Here is a 15704-nt window from a genome sequence, read left to right as displayed (position 1 = left end):
CGGAAATTTTGGTAATTATTTCTTTTTTGATTGTACAGCTGCTGCAACGAAGTTTACAAAAAGAGGGTGTGGATTTACCACAGTACTCTTATATTCTGGATGGTATTGTACTCCAATGAAAAATGGATGATCTTCGATCTCTACTATTTCAACCAATCCTGTATCTGGATTTACACCAGAAGCCTTTAAACCTGCTTTTTCTAGTGCACCAAGATATTCATTATTGAATTCATAACGGTGACGGTGACGTTCAGAAATCATTGTGTCTCCGTAAATTTTGTATGCTAAAGTATCAGGCTTGATTTGACATTTCCAAGCTCCAAGACGCATTGTACCACCCTTCTCTGTAACATTTTTTTGACTTTCCATCAAATTCACTACTGGATCTGGAGTATCACTATTCATTTCTGTCGAATTAGCCTCTGCTAATCCTAATACGTTTCTTGAATATTCAATAACCGACATCTGCATTCCTAAACAAATACCCAAAAATGGCATTTTATTTTCACGTGCATAACGAACAGCTGCAATTTTCCCTTCGATTCCTCTTTCGCCAAAACCTGGAGCAACAAGAATTCCGTCTAAACCTTTGAATTTTTCAGCAATATTTTCGTCGTCAATGTATTCTGAGTGAATTGAAATCACATTAACTTTAGTTTCGTTTGCTGCACCAGCGTGTATAAACGATTCTAAAATAGACTTATAACAGTCTTGCATTTCAACATATTTCCCAATCAAACCGATGTTTACAGTATGTTTTGGGTTTTTGATTCTCTTTAAGAAAGTGTTCCACGTTTTTAAATCTGGAGCTACTTTTTTAGGCAGGTCTAATTTCTTCAAAGCCACAATATCTAATCCTTCTTCAAGCATTAAATTGGGCACTTCATATATAGTAGAAGCATCGATAGATTGAATAACAGCTTCTCTTTTTACATTACAAAACAACGCTAGTTTATTACGAATTTCATTTGAAATTTCGTGCTCTGTTCTACATACTAAGATGTCCGCTTTAATACCGCTTTCCATCAATGTTTTTACAGAGTGCTGTGTAGGTTTTGTTTTCAACTCACCAGCAGCAGCTAGATAAGGAACTAACGTTAAATGTATTACAATAGCATTATGTTCTCCCATGTCCCAAACTAGTTGACGCACAGATTCGATATAAGGCAAAGATTCAATATCCCCAACAGTTCCACCAATTTCAGTAATAACGATATCATAATCACCTGATTTACCAAGCAATTGCATTCTATCCTTAATTTCGTTAGTGATATGAGGAACTACTTGAACGGTTTTTCCAAGGAATTCTCCTCTTCTTTCTTTCTCAATAACAGAAAGGTAAATTCTACCTGTAGTAACGTTATTGGCTTGTGAAGTAGGAACATTCAAAAAACGTTCGTAGTGTCCTAAATCCAAATCGGTTTCAGCACCATCATCTGTTACATAACATTCCCCATGTTCATAAGGGTTTAACGTCCCCGGATCCACATTCAAATAAGGATCAAACTTTTGAATTGTTGTACGATATCCTCTGGCTTGTAACAATTTCGCTAAGGATGCTGCAATAATTCCCTTCCCTAAAGAAGAAGTCACACCACCTGTAACAAAAATATATTTCGTTTGATTCATTCTGTATTGATTTGTATTGTAATTGTATAAAAAACGATGCAAAAATACGATTATAAATTGGGATTATGCTAATTTAAAAAAGAGATAATTTGGAAATTTGACAATTGGTTAACAGATTCATTTTTACATTAAAAACCGCTATTTATTTAACTAATTATCTAGTTTTTGGATACCTTTTTTTAATATTTCGTATCAATTCCTCTAAACCATTTAATTTTAATTCATAAATTAATTCGAGTTGTTGCCCTAATTCGCCTTTCGGAAATCCTTTATTGTGGTACCAGACTACGTAATACTCAGGTAAATCGATTAAATAGCGTCCTTCGTATTTACCAAAAGGCATCTTGGTATGTGCTAGTTTAATGAGTTGTTCTTGATTTTTATCCATTTATATCATTTTTGGCTCCGCAGAGATTCTCAAAGGGAACGCAGAGATACACTAAGTTTTATTTTTGGTAAATTCTATTCGTGTCTAAAACGGCAATCTAGATTCTTTTTTGAAACATACAGAGACATACAATTTTATTTGTCTTTATTTTAGGCGTGTCACTTTCAAAGGACACAAAGATTACTCTGTAAAATTATTTTAAATTATAAAATAATATGTAAGAATAGCTTATACATTGCCTCTAATTAAAAGAATTACTTCTGATTTTTTATTTATAAAATCAATATTCTAAAAAAACTACCCCCAATTAAAACTAATTTTCTTTTCGATATCTGAATGTAAACTCAAGAAAACGGGACAAGTCATCGCCGCTCGTTCTAATATGGTTTTGGTTTTATCATCAACCATAACATTCATATCAAATTCAATTTCGATTGCAGCAATCATCCTTGGCGCTGCTTTCATGACTTTAGTAACAGACGCAGTTGAACTAGCTAAATCCACTTGCATGTCTCTCGCTTTGATCCCCATAATGGTAAACATACAACTTGCTAAAGCATTGGCCACAGTATCTGTTGGTGAAAACGCTTCTCCTTTTCCGTTATTATCTATTGGCGCATCAGAAATAATTTCAGTTCCTGATTGTAAGTGAATAGACGATGTTCTTAAATCTCCTAAATAAGTTACTTTTGAGGTCATTATTTTGCTTCTTTAATAGTTAAATCTGAATCGTAATACAGGATAAACACGCCTTTATTGGTATATCCACCATCTGATTTACGGTAATATTCAAACTGATTATCGATTTGCTTGGTCGCTATTGAATTAACCGTTTCTTCAAATTTCACATCCTGAACCAATCGCATCATGGTATCAAAAGTCACATCAAAACCACGAGTAGCATAGGTTCCTGGATAAATATTATTAATTTTTTTATAATTTTTATCAAAAACCATAGCTTCAGGACTTACACTTTCACGAGTAACTGATGGGTACATCAGTTTTAATTTGACCAAATTATCAAACTTTATTTCTTCAAAATCTAAGGTATCATTAGGCTCCAAAATCACTAATTGCACTTCGTATTCATTCTTTACCCCTAACATCATAGCTATGGTCGTTTTTATCATCCAAGTATTAGCGGTTTCCATCACCACATAATTCATCTTCCCTTTTACCAAAAGACTTTTAAAACTTTCAACGGAAACGCTTCCTCGATCTGTAAAAGCTACAAAAGAAACTCCTTTTTGGTTCTCCTTGATATATTTAATAATAGATATTTTCTTTCTATCTACTACTGCCATGATATTCCCTCCATTGGCACGCATAAAATCAAACATGGTATTTTTTACCGCATCAGTCGAAGGAATGGTTTGGTATAAATTACGAAACGGATTCCCTACATCTTTAGACAATGGAGAAATAACTGGCGTATTGGTTTCTGTTAATAATTTTGCCACCACCTCAGCATTACTTTGGTAGAATGGCCCAACAATAGCATTAGCACTGTCCAGCTTCTTACGCTGAATAAGCGAAGCCACATTAGAACCATATTTATTTTCTTGTGAATCATAAATCTCAATATCAATTGGCAAGCCTAACACTTTAGCCGAATCAATTGCCATCAACGCTCCAGAATAAAACTCTAAAGTCATATTCAAAAACTTATCTTTCTTCAATCTTTCCATTGTCGAATTAACGGTATCTCCTTCTACATTCGGAATATTAAAAGGCAATAACATCACCAATCGCTTACGCCTCCCTTCAGCAATGATTTTAGACAAGGAACCAAATTCTTTTTTCTCTTGAAAATTGGAAATGATATTCGCAGGAACTTTCAAAAGCATCCCAATAGAAACACCTGTTTTCATAATAGGATTAAGCGCAATTAACTCCTCTTGCGTCAAATCAAACTTCTTAGACAAACTATATAAAGTTTCTTGAGGCTTCACCTCATAACTTGTATATTCCATCAGAGGTATTGAATTCAACGGACTTGGTATACTACTCTCTTTTTTAAACCCTACCGTTTCTATAGGAGTTACTTCCTTTGGTCGGTTTCCTTTTATCAATAATTTAAATCCAATAGGGAAATTTGAAATTATCTCTGGATTACATTTTTCCAATTCTTCAATCGTTAAATCGTATTGTTTCGCAATCGAATATTTCGTTTCTTTAGGAAGGACTTCATGATATAATGTCTTTTCAGGAACAAGGACTACTACTGATTTCTCAACTGCTTTAGCCGTATTTTTAGTTGGAATAAGTAAAACTTGTCCAATTTGTACACCGTCAGTTTCTAAAAAGGGATTAGATTTTATAAGTTCCTCTTCTGTAAGATTGTACTTTTTACAAATACCATACATCGTTTCCTTTGGCATCACCTCGTGGGAAGTCGTTTTCAAAATAATTTTATCAGGCACAGCTGCAGATACAACAGTAGGTTTTACAGCTGGCACAACAGCAGGTTTGTATCCTGCTTTATTTGGAATCAACAAAACCGTATTTGGCTTCAATCCTCTTTGAGCGTCTGGATTGAGTTGGTAAATATCATAGGGCGTTACTTGGTATTTTTGAGCAATCTGAATAATAGTTTCATCTGCCGCAACTTTATGTGTGATGGTTTTCCCTTGAGAAAAACTAGATTGTACAACTAAAAAAAAGCTAAGAATACAGGCAAAAAAGTACTTCATTATTTAATTTTATAGAAATTATTATTTCAACGATAACAAAACGGTATCAAATTTTATTCCAAAAATTTGATACCGTTTCTATATTTATTCCAATAAACTAATTGTGCTTATTCCCACTCAATAGTTGCTGGCGGTTTAGAACTGATGTCATACACCACTCTATTCACTCCTTTTACTTTGTTGATAATGTCGTTAGACACCTTCATCAAGAAGTCATAAGGTAAGTGTACCCAGTCAGCCGTCATTCCGTCAGTAGATTCTACCGCGCGCAAGGCAACCACTTTTTCATACGTTCGCTCATCACCCATAACACCAACACTGTTCACAGGAAGCAAAATCGCTCCTGCTTGCCAAACTTTATCATACAATCCCCAAGATTTCAACCCGTCGATAAAAACTTTATCAACATCTTGCAAGATTTGTACTTTTTCCAAGGTAATATCTCCTAAAATACGAATCGATAATCCAGGTCCCGGAAAAGGATGTCTTCCTAACAATTCAGGATCAATTCCTAATGAAGCTCCTACTCTACGTACCTCATCCTTGAAAAGCATGCGTAAAGGCTCTACAATTTTCAATTTCATATAATCAGGTAAGCCACCCACATTATGGTGAGATTTAATCGTAGCCGAAGGTCCTTTTACCGAAACCGATTCAATTACATCAGGATATATAGTTCCTTGAGCCAACCAAGTCACATCTTCAATAAGGTGTGATTCAGCATCAAAAACTTCAATAAAAGCATTCCCAATCGCTTTTCTTTTCAACTCAGGATCTGTAACTCCCGCCAAAGCAGTATAAAAACGCTCCGAAGCATCTACTCCTTTCACGTTCAAGCCCATACCTTCGTATTGATCCAGTACGCTTTGAAATTCGTTTTTACGAAGCAAACCGTTATTTACAAAAATACAGTAAAGGTTTTTTCCAATCGCTTTGTGCAATAAAACTGCCGCAACAGTAGAATCTACTCCACCCGAAAGTCCCAAAACTACTTTATCATCCCCTACTTTCTCTTTCAACTCTGCCACCATCTCTTCAACAAAAGCGTTTGGTGTAAAGTTTTGAGGCACTTCGGCAATTTTCACCAAGAAGTTCTCCAACATTTTTCCACCTTCAGTTGAGTGAAAAACCTCTGGATGGTACTGAATCGCATAAGTCGTTTCCCCTTCAATTTTGTAAGCCGCAAACTCCACATCGTGAGTACTTGCTAATTTAACTCCATTGGTTGGTAACGCCTTGATACTATCACTATGACTCATCCAAACTTGACTATTTGGCGAAATCCCTTCAAAGAAAACTTCGTCTTCCTTAATGTATGACAAATTCGCTCTACCATACTCTCTCGTGTTCGATGCCGCAACTTCGCCACCCGAAAAGTGAGACAAATATTGCGCCCCGTAACACACGGCAAGCAATGGCAATTTGCCACGTATTTGCGACAAATCTGGGTGTGGCGCATCTTCTCCGCGTACAGAGAAAGGGCTACCTCCTAGAATTACTGCTTTATAACTGGACAAATCATCTGGAAAATGATTGTAAGGAAAAATTTCGCAGAATATATTTAATTCGCGAACTCTACGCGCAATCAGCTGAGTGTATTGCGATCCGAAATCTAAAATAAGTACGTTGTGTTGCATGGGCGCAAAATTACTTTTAAAATTTGGATTGTAAAAACGGAATTATATATTTTTTTTACTCTTCCCAAAAGTCACTTTTAATACTCCTAAAAATAATCATCTAGGCTTGCCTCCACTATAAAAAGGGGATAAAAGCAGTTTGCGTTTACAAAGCCCCTTTTTATAGTGGTGGTAGGCTTTCGGCTCCGCCGCGGCGGATTGCCTCTATCCTTCACGCGAGATTTTGCAAGGATTGACGAGTTGAAAAAAGACAGAAAAAACTTGGAGGGATGTTTTGTGAGTTGAAGAAAGATCATTAAACTTGTGGAGATTAAAATTTACGTGAAGTAACTATGGAAGAAAAAAGCAATAGAATAATTAAATATTCCATTTATATTTTAATATTGATAAATTTTATCCTGACACATATTGAAACTAAAGACATTGACTTAAGCTATAAAACTTCAACTACAGGAGTATTACAATTTAGACTTTTACTTCCAATTGTAATTTGTTTAGCTATTATACTTTTTAGAAAAAAAACTACAACGAACATAGTTAAAACAATATGTTCCGTTCCCTTTTTAGTTTTGGGAACAAATTGGTTTGTTGTTTTTTCTTTTACAAATTACAGACTACACTGGAAGTATCCAATGATTTTAATGTCTATTATTCTTTTACTAATATTTACAATATTAAATAATACGTTTTTCAATATAGATTGGAAAAGAAAAAAAACTAACTAGTTATTATTCACTAGTCATAGTGTTTTTAACCCCGATCGCGCACGTTTACAGACAGTAGTTAGCACAGTCCCGACGCTTCGGGATTCCTGTGTCCGCAAAGAAAATCCACAAGGAGATATTCAACAAAAAATCTTGCAGAATCAAATGATTTAAAAACTGAAAGTAAAGCAGCAGACGTGATTACTTCGTTCCTCGCAATGAATTTATTGAGTTTGTTTTTGCACCAACAGTTATATGAGCCTCAATTTCTTAAATAGCTTAAAAACATAACGTATAGCTGCAATTTACTTTAGTGGTTTTATACGCAACGAAAAGCTGTGCTTTTTATGTTTAATAAACCTCCTTCTAAATAACGCCCATTTTTTTCATCAAGAAAGAAGCACTTTTATTTTGACAAACACCATCTCTTAGTTTGTAATCAAAGTGAAGGTCGTCATTCTGAATTTCGACTTCAAAACATTTGTTAATTAAAGTATCTGGAAAATTATTGGTTGTCAAACAAACTTCGATATCGTGAGTGGCTATTGCTCCAACGGCTTTTTGAGCAATTACTTTTTTTACTACTTCAATTGTTCCATTGCGTTTATCGTCAGAGTTGGTTCCCCTTAGGATTTCATCTAGTAATACAAAAGCAGGTCGTTCTTCGAGTGCATCCATGATTTGTTTCAGGCGTTTGATTTCGGCATAAAAATACGATTCACTATCAGTCAAAGAATCCGATAATCGCATCGAAACAAAAACAGGCAAAGGATGTACTTTGGCTTCTGAAGCACAGATTACAGAACCTATTCCAGACAGCACCATATTAACACCCAAACTTCTCAAAAACGTACTTTTGCCCGACATATTGGAACCCGTCAAAATCATAAACGATTGTGGATTAAAACTAACGTCATTCCCTACTCTAGTTTTAGAACTTAACAAAGGATGACTAAGATCTTTAAATTGTATTTGGAAATCTGAATTCAGTTCGGGATATATAAAATCAGGATTGTTGTAGGCAAAATTCGCTAAGCTATTCAAAGCTTCCACTTCACCAATGATTTCTAGCCATTCTTCGAGTGCGTGTGCATGTTCTTTTTTCCAGTGAATCAAACTTTTTAAAACATGGACATTAAACAAAAATGTTCCGTTGAATAAAACGGCAGTAATCAAATTCGCTATCGTATCATTATTCGAAAAAAGTTCTGATAATTTCTTTAAGTGAATACTAGCATTTTCAGTTTTGAATGTTAATTTGCGTTGTAGCCCTTTTAGTTTCGCAGATTGAAAGGTTTCATTTTCTATTTTTTGAAGCAAGAAACTATATTGCTTACTGATGCTGTCAATATTATCTGAATTAGCTATTTCGATTTTAATTCGACTTAAAAATTTACCCAAAACGATTAAGTTAAGAATAAATAAATACGATAAACTATTAATCAAAACTGTATTTGAAGTCACCAAATACGCCACAAAAACACCAACCAAAACAACAGGACTTATAAACGAAAACAGCACTGCCCAACGTGGCAAAGGGTCACTATTAAATTTACTCCATTTCAGTAAATCACTATAACTGGATTGATTGTCCTTGGTGATTTTGGCGAAAGCCGAAAACTCTTGTCTCCAGTCTAATTTCTGAGTCAATTCTTGAACGGCATCTTGGTTTTCTTTAATAATAGCAACTGTTGCGACATTCAATAATTGATTGGCTAAGGTTTTCTTTCCAATATAAGTCGCCGTTCTATTGAGGTTCTGAAATAAAGAATGTTCGCCAAAAATATCCAAATCATACGCATACGGATGATGAAAGTCATTGAATTCTATTCCGTTTTCAAATGTCAGTTTTTTATTTTCGAGGAAATCTATTTCGTTGATATTTATTTCTAATAATGCTTCTTGAATTTTTCTTTCGAATTGCAACTTAGAATGAAATCTCATCAAGACAATAAATCCAATAAAAAAGACAACTGCAGCAATTGCAAAAAGTGTTTCGCTATTTTGAATGTAATAATAAATACTCGTACCGAAAACAACAATTGCCAGCAATCGTAATATACTAATGGAACTATATTTTTTGTTTAAGGCTTTTAAATCGTTTTCTAAACTGGCTTTTTTTGAATGATATATTTCCATGACTGCTTTTAATTGGTAAGCAAATATAGTATTTCAGTATTGTGAACTTTTAGTTTACTAGTTTTTTTTAACACATAGAATCATAGATTAATCTTTGAACTTAGTTTAGGCGTTATACTTGCAGGGGAAACATAGAATACTTTGTCATCAACGACAAATTTCACAAATTACCGCAAATTCATTTTTATTAGCCACTGATTAAGAGGATTAATTCTATTTTCTAAACTAAGAAAATTTTATAGATTTCTTTAATTTCTCAAATCTGTGTTCTAAAAATTCAACGTACGATATTCTTCGAACCACAAATTCCGCAAATTATCACATATTCATTTTTATTAGCCACTGATTAAGAGGATTAATACAGATTATGATAACTTAACTATTTCTAATATTTTTCCAATTTCTTCAATCTGTGTTCCAAAAAAGCTACTTATTAATCTTAATCTAAAAGACCATTAAATATAAATTTTGTAAATGGTTTTTCAAGTCTTATATTTGCTTTCGAATACACAAACCTATGGAACAATTTATCGTATCGGCTAGAAAATACCGTCCTCAAACATTTAAAGATGTTGTGGGTCAAAAGGCTATTACCAATACTTTATTGAATGCTATAGAGAACAATCACTTGGCTTCGGCACTGTTGTTTACTGGTCCTAGAGGAGTTGGAAAAACAACTTGTGCTAGGATTTTGGCTCGAAAAATAAACCAACCCGGTTATGATGATTTGGAAGAAGATTTCTCTTTTAACGTATTCGAATTGGATGCGGCTTCGAACAACTCTGTGGATGATATCCGAAACTTGATTGACCAAGTACGTATCCCGCCACAAACCGGAAAATACAAAGTGTACATTATAGATGAGGTGCACATGCTCTCTTCTGCGGCTTTTAATGCTTTCTTGAAAACATTGGAAGAACCACCAAAACACGCCATTTTTATTTTGGCAACGACCGAAAAACACAAAATCATTCCAACGATACTTTCTCGCTGTCAAATATTTGACTTCAAAAGAATCACTGTCAAAGACGCCAAAGAACATTTGGCGGAAGTAGCTACTAGTCAAGGAATCACTTTTGAAGATGATGCTTTACATATCATTGCTCAAAAAGCGGATGGCGCGATGCGTGATGCGTTGTCTATTTTTGACCGTGTGGTTTCTTATTGTGGGACCAATTTAACGAGACAATCCGTAACCGAGAACTTAAACGTTCTTGATTATGAAACCTATATCAATATCACCGATTTAATTATTGAAAATAAAATCCCGGATTTATTAATGGCTTTTGATGCTGTTTTGTCAAAAGGGTTTGATGCACATCATTTTGTATCGGGATTAGCGAGTCACTTTAGGGATTTATTAGTCAGCAAAACGCCTGCAACGCTAACATTACTAGAAGCAGGAGAACAAGCTCAAAAACTATACGGGATACAAGCTCAAAAATGTGAAGCCGACTTTTTACTAAAAGGAATCGCTATCGCCAATGATTGTGATCTGAAATACAAACTGAGTCAAAACCAACGTTTACTCGTTGAACTTTGCCTAATGCAACTTGCCTCTATCACTTTTGATGGAGAAAAAAAAAAGTTGAGTCTTTCATAATACCACCTACTTATTTTAGGAAACGTGATTATTCGATTGCAGACCAAACGTCAGTAAAGGAAACTACAGCAACCGTTGATACTCCCAAAACAGTTCCTGCACCCTCTGAAATACAAGAAACACCAATAGTTCCTGTAAAAAAAGAAACACCAAATTTTGACGGCCCTAATGTTTCTGCTTTTTCGTTAACAAGTATTCGTGCCAAAAAAGCATTGGTCGAAAACAGTAAAAACTTTGTGAAACCAGTCACATATACTGTTTTACCCACAGAATTATTTACGGAAACTGAAATGTTGATTCAGTGGAATAACTACGCTAAAAAGCTTGGAGAAAAAGGATATCGCATCATGGAATCTTTATTGATGATTAATGACCCTAAGTTAAACGCTGGTTGTGCAATTACCATTGAATTACCCAATGAAGGTTCTAAACTAGATTTTGAAAGTGAAAAAATTGGACTTTTAGGTCATTTACGTGGTCATTTACACAATCACGATATTACGATTGAGGTCATTGTGAATGAAACCATACAAAACAAACGAAATTTAAACGATCAAGACCGCTACAACCGCTTACTAGAACTCAATCCTAATATTGAACTTTTAAGAAATACTTTCGGACTGGACGTGAATGCATAACAATCATTGTCTTTTTATTAGCCCCAGATTAAAATATTTTATTAAACATCATCTATCAAAATTTAATTATTTAGAACTATTTATTCGCTCTAAATAATTTTATCCAATACTTTTAATTAAATAAAAACACCAAATACTCAGATTTAAAATTTAAATTCTAGTATTTTAAAATGAACATAACTCATTATATTTCAAGTTTTTAAAGATTACAAAAGCACCAAAAACAATAACCTCACAGCATCTATAAAATTGTTTTGGCACAGTTGTTGAAAATATCCTTTCAACAATAACACTGAAACAAACAAAACAATTAAAATTATAGAAATCATGAGAACATTAAAATTATTAGCCATAGGAATTCTGTTTGCAGCAACTAGTTCCATTCAAGCGCAAGTGTCCGTAAGTTTAAACATAGGAACTAGACCTGTTTGGGCACCTTCCCAAGGATATGCAGCAGTCGATTTTTATTACGTTCCTGAAGTACATGCTTATTACGATACTCGTGCTTCAGTATATGTATATCAAAATGGTAACAACTGGGTACGATCAAGAAATGTACCATATCAATATAGAAATGTAAATATGAATAATTGCCATACAGTAGCTTTGAATGGTTATAGAGGAAATCGTCCTTACGAACATTATAGCAACCACAGAACTCCGCAACGTGTAGTCTATGTAGAAAGAGATCATGATAGATACGACCGTTCTGACCGATACGATGACCACGATCACCATGATAAAGATGACTACAAAAAAGATAAAAAACATTACAAAAAACATTAATTCCTAAATAATGTAAATTTAGATTGATTAACTAAAAAGAGTGCTTTTAAGCACTCTTTTTTTATAGTTATATCCTAATAAATCATAAACACAACAATAATTCCTTTCCTTTCAAAAACCTATTTTAAAAAAGGCAAACATTTTAAAATCAATTTTATTTAATCTATTTACTTCAACTTAAAATCAAACTCATTATACGTATATTTATATAGTTTTGGCATAATTATTGAAAATATACATATACAAAATAAATTAAATAAATTCAACACAATCAAATTTTAGAAATCATGAAAACATTAAAATTATTAGCCTTAGGCGTCTTATTTGTTGTGTCAAGTTCGGTTCAATCCCAAGTATCCGTAAACGTGAATATAGGTCCACGTCCCGTTTGGGCTCCTGTACAAGGGTACTCAACAGTAGATTATTATTACATCCCCGAAGTAAATGCATACTACGACACCCATGCTTCCATATTCATTTATTTAAATGGTAATAATTGGGTAAGAGCGAAACACTTACCATCCCGTTATGGTCATTATGATTTAAAAAAATGTCAAAAAATTGCTCTTAAAGGGTATAGAGGAAACCAACCTTATAGTCACTATGACAATCACAAAAATCATTACAAATCAAGCAAAGATAATGACCACGATGATCATAAAAAAAGTAAGTCAAATAAAAACAAAGGAAAACACTAAAGACTATATTGTAAATTATTAATAGGTTATTCAACTAGAAAGAGCATCATTGGTGCTCTTTCTTTTGATAAGAAAACTAAAAAAAACGGTCATAAAAAATTATAATTACTACATTTGACTCTATTGCAAATTAATCTCAAAAAAGATGTATCAATACATTAATAAATTCTTTTTATTATTCCTTTTTTCTTTCCAAATAATTTCGGCTCAAAAGCCACAAAAGCCGAATTCAGCTGAGATTTACAACCAAATCCAGAAGCTTAATTTTTTGGGTTCAGTCTTGTATATCGCTGCCCATCCAGATGATGAAAACACTAAACTAATTTCTTATTTATCTAATGAAAAAAAAGCACGAACTGCTTACCTTTCATTAACAAGAGGAGACGGAGGGCAAAACTTAATTGGTCCAGAACTACGGGAACAATTGGGAGTTATTCGCACCCAAGAATTACTAGAAGCTCGGAAAATTGATGGTGGTCAACAATTTTTTTCCCGTGCTAATGATTTTGGTTTTTCCAAAACGCCTCAAGAAACTTTACAAATCTGGGATAAAAAGCAAGTATTAGCAGATATCGTTTGGGCTATTCGTAAATTTAAACCGGACCTTATCATCAATCGCTTTGATCATCGCACTTCTGGAAACACTCATGGTCATCATTCGGCTTCGGCATTATTAAGTCTCGAAAGTTTTGATTTATCTAATACTACCACAGCCTTTCCTGAACAATTGGCTTACGTGGAACCTTGGCAAGTCACAAAACAATTTTTCAATCCTTCTTATTGGTTTTATGGGAGTCAAGAGAAATTTGATGCTGCTGATAAATCCAATTTTCTTACGCTTCAAACAGACGTATATTATACTAATTTAGGCAAATCCAATTCGGAGATTTCTGCTTTGAGCAGAAGTTGTCACCAATCACAAGGTTTTGGAAGTACCGGAACCCGTGGGGTAGAAATTGAATATTTGGAACAAATTAACGGACAAAAATCTAAATTGGATTTATTTGATGGAATTGATACCAGTTGGAACCGTGTTGTTGGTGGAAAACCTATTGGAGACTTAATTACTAAAATTATTACTAAATACGATTTTACCAATCCTTATAAAAGTATTCCAAATTTGGTCAAAGCATACGAAATGATTCAGTTATTGGACGAATCGCATTGGAAAACCATCAAATCTGAAGAAATTAAAAATTGTATTACCAATTGTGCAGGATTGTATCTGGAAGCCGTTGCCAATCTACAAGCAGTCTGTCCTGGTAATACTGTTCAGCTTACTTTAGAAGCAATTAATCGTACCGATGCTAAAATTAAATTAGAAAGCATTACCACTTTTCCTGAACAAATTACGACTACGCAAAACCGACCTTTGAATAACAACATCGTCAATAAAATTAGTATTTTTATTGATGTACCTATAACAAGTGATTTTACAGCGCCTTATTGGCTGAAAGAAACGGGAACGTTGGGAATGTATACTGTAAAAGACCCCGAAGATATTGGAATTCCAGATATCATCAGAAACAACAAAATATTCTTCAATCTCAATATCAACGGACTAGATATTACTATAGAAAAACCTATAGTGTACAAATTCAACCACCCGACAAAAGGCGAAATGTATCAGTTTTTAGATATCATCCCCGAAGTCTCTACTAGTTTTCAAGAAAAAGTAATTCTTTTTAACAATGACAAACCTAAAGAAATAGCGATCATAGTCAAAGCTGGAAAAGACAGTATTAAAGGACAACTACAACTTGAATTACCCAAAAACTGGCTTGTTACACCCGAAAAAATTGAAGTCGAAATACCAAAAAAGGGAAATGAAAAAATCTTTCAATTTCTAGTGACTCCTCCTGCTTTAGCTGGTGAAATATTCGCTAAAAACAGTATAATTGTAGATGGAAAGAAATTCAGTTCAGAGCAAGTGAATATTGAATATCCACATATTACCAAACAACAGGTGTTGCAGCCTGCTGAATCTAAATTCATCAAATTAGACATCAAAATTGGCCCACAAAAAGTGGGTTATATTATGGGTGCAGGAGATGCTGTTCCTGCCAGTTTATTACAAATGGGCTATGATCTTTTCTTTTTAGACCCAGAAGAAATTACCGCTGAGAGTATTGCCTCCTTTGATGTTATTATTACAGGAATCAGAGCATACAATACGATTAAACCTTTGGTCAACAAACAACAAATATTATTTGATTTTATCAAAGAAGGTAAAACGATGATTGTACAATACAACACTCCAAACTTATTGGCAGGCGTACAATTAGGCCCTTATCCAATAACTTTATCAAATGATAGAGTAACCGAAGAAAACGTAAAAGTTCGCTTTCTCGCTCCAAATCATCCCGTTTTAAACTACCCTAACAAAATAACTCAAGCCGATTTTACAGGATGGACACAGGAACAAGGTTTGTATTACCCTAATGAATATGACCCTGCCTTTACTCCTATTTTATCGTCCAATGATACGGGCGAAAGTCCTAAAGATGGAGCTTTATTAGTAGCGCCCTACGGCAAAGGATACTATGTTTATACCGGATTAAGCTTTTTTAGAGAATTACCAGAAGGAGTGGCGGGAGCTTATCGATTGATGGCCAATCTTATTTCCTTACAAAACAGGAATACCGAAACTGTTCCCAATACAAAACCCTAAAAACAAATAGCATGGAACCAAAAAAGTCGGAAAAATGGAAAAAAGATTACACTTGGGTGTTGATTGCTAATGCTATTTACATCACTATTTTCTTTTTAATAATGAAATTATACTCATA

The 15704-nt window shown here is 34.0% G+C and carries 12 protein-coding genes; 5 read left to right on the top strand and 7 right to left on the bottom strand.

Annotated features, from left to right (window positions below; genetic code table 11):
- Positions 1-15: 15 nt before the first annotated feature.
- From ABZP37_RS09895 to ABZP37_RS09870, 6 genes are all read right to left on the bottom strand, one after another.
- The gene (locus ABZP37_RS09895) at positions 16-1629 is read right to left on the bottom strand and encodes a CTP synthase (RefSeq protein WP_366182623.1); all 1614 of its coding nucleotides are present in this window, start codon (positions 1627-1629) and stop codon (positions 16-18) included.
- A gap of 154 nt (positions 1630-1783) precedes the next feature.
- On the bottom strand, positions 1784-2017 hold the full coding sequence (locus ABZP37_RS09890; RefSeq protein WP_366182621.1) for a DUF3820 family protein: 234 nt from the start codon (positions 2015-2017) through the stop codon (positions 1784-1786).
- A gap of 297 nt (positions 2018-2314) precedes the next feature.
- Complete coding sequence (locus ABZP37_RS09885) at positions 2315-2716, bottom strand: OsmC family protein (protein WP_366182619.1); 402 nt, start codon at positions 2714-2716, stop codon at positions 2315-2317.
- A complete protein-coding gene (locus ABZP37_RS09880) occupies positions 2716-4710 on the bottom strand; it encodes a LysM peptidoglycan-binding domain-containing protein (RefSeq protein WP_366182617.1) in 1995 nt (664 codons plus the stop codon). Before ABZP37_RS09880 ends, ABZP37_RS09885 begins: the two co-directional genes overlap by 1 nt.
- 107 nt (positions 4711-4817) lie before the next feature.
- Positions 4818-6347, bottom strand: a complete 1530-nt coding sequence (gene guaA, locus ABZP37_RS09875) for a glutamine-hydrolyzing GMP synthase (protein ID WP_366182615.1) — start codon at positions 6345-6347, stop codon at positions 4818-4820.
- Positions 6348-7417: 1070 nt separating this feature from the next.
- Positions 7418-9190 (bottom strand): DNA mismatch repair protein, encoded by a 1773-nt coding sequence (locus ABZP37_RS09870; protein ID WP_366182613.1) that lies wholly within the window; start codon positions 9188-9190, stop codon positions 7418-7420.
- 517 nt (positions 9191-9707) lie between these two features.
- Between ABZP37_RS09870 and dnaX the strand changes: the two genes are divergently transcribed.
- Positions 9708-10793, top strand: coding sequence for a DNA polymerase III subunit gamma/tau (gene dnaX / locus ABZP37_RS09865; protein ID WP_366182611.1), 1086 nt, complete (start codon positions 9708-9710; stop codon positions 10791-10793).
- Between the two features lie 28 nt (positions 10794-10821).
- On the opposite strand, the gene ABZP37_RS09860 is transcribed toward dnaX, so the two are convergent.
- Positions 10822-11043, bottom strand: coding sequence for a hypothetical protein (locus tag ABZP37_RS09860; protein WP_366182609.1), 222 nt, complete (start codon positions 11041-11043; stop codon positions 10822-10824).
- Here ABZP37_RS09860 and ABZP37_RS09855 point away from each other — a divergent pair.
- The 4 genes from ABZP37_RS09855 to ABZP37_RS09840 all read left to right on the top strand — a co-directional run bounded on the left by ABZP37_RS09855 (position 11030) and on the right by ABZP37_RS09840 (position 15586).
- Positions 11030-11431: a DNA polymerase III gene (locus ABZP37_RS09855; protein WP_366182607.1), complete on the top strand. Its 402-nt coding sequence runs from the start codon at positions 11030-11032 to the stop codon at positions 11429-11431. The genes ABZP37_RS09860 and ABZP37_RS09855 overlap by 14 nt on opposite strands.
- A 327-nt stretch (positions 11432-11758) precedes the next feature.
- Positions 11759-12217, top strand: coding sequence for a hypothetical protein (locus ABZP37_RS09850; RefSeq protein WP_366182606.1), 459 nt, complete (start codon positions 11759-11761; stop codon positions 12215-12217).
- 287 nt (positions 12218-12504) lie between these two features.
- Positions 12505-12915 carry a hypothetical protein gene (locus ABZP37_RS09845; RefSeq protein WP_366182604.1) on the top strand — a complete coding sequence of 137 codons (411 nt, stop codon included), beginning with the start codon at positions 12505-12507 and terminating at the stop codon, positions 12913-12915.
- 145 nt (positions 12916-13060) lie between these two features.
- Positions 13061-15586 (top strand): PIG-L family deacetylase, encoded by a 2526-nt coding sequence (locus ABZP37_RS09840; RefSeq protein ID WP_366182602.1) that lies wholly within the window; start codon positions 13061-13063, stop codon positions 15584-15586.
- Positions 15587-15704 lie beyond the last annotated feature (118 nt).

It is taken from the genome of Flavobacterium ovatum (assembly GCF_040703125.1).
GTDB classification, from domain to species: Bacteria; Bacteroidota; Bacteroidia; order Flavobacteriales; family Flavobacteriaceae; genus Flavobacterium; species Flavobacterium ovatum.
Note: the sequence above shows the minus strand (reverse complement) of the source record. Positions and strands in the feature narration are given on the sequence as shown.

Bases quoted from the DNA above. Each gene is read 5' to 3' on its own strand.
- ABZP37_RS09895 (WP_366182623.1), bottom strand. From the start codon at position 1,629: ATGAATCAAACGAAATATATTTTTGTTACAGGTGGTGTGACTTCTTCT.
- ABZP37_RS09850 (WP_366182606.1), top strand. From the start codon at position 11,759: ATGAGAACATTAAAATTATTAGCCATAGGAATTCTGTTTGCAGCAACT.
- ABZP37_RS09880 (WP_366182617.1), bottom strand. From the start codon at position 4,710: ATGAAGTACTTTTTTGCCTGTATTCTTAGCTTTTTTTTAGTTGTACAA.
- ABZP37_RS09840 (WP_366182602.1), top strand. From the start codon at position 13,061: ATGTATCAATACATTAATAAATTCTTTTTATTATTCCTTTTTTCTTTC.
- ABZP37_RS09885 (WP_366182619.1), bottom strand. From the start codon at position 2,716: ATGACCTCAAAAGTAACTTATTTAGGAGATTTAAGAACATCGTCTATT.
- dnaX (WP_366182611.1), top strand. From the start codon at position 9,708: ATGGAACAATTTATCGTATCGGCTAGAAAATACCGTCCTCAAACATTT.
- ABZP37_RS09870 (WP_366182613.1), bottom strand. From the start codon at position 9,190: ATGGAAATATATCATTCAAAAAAAGCCAGTTTAGAAAACGATTTAAAA.
- ABZP37_RS09845 (WP_366182604.1), top strand. From the start codon at position 12,505: ATGAAAACATTAAAATTATTAGCCTTAGGCGTCTTATTTGTTGTGTCA.
- ABZP37_RS09890 (WP_366182621.1), bottom strand. From the start codon at position 2,017: ATGGATAAAAATCAAGAACAACTCATTAAACTAGCACATACCAAGATG.
- guaA (WP_366182615.1), bottom strand. From the start codon at position 6,347: ATGCAACACAACGTACTTATTTTAGATTTCGGATCGCAATACACTCAG.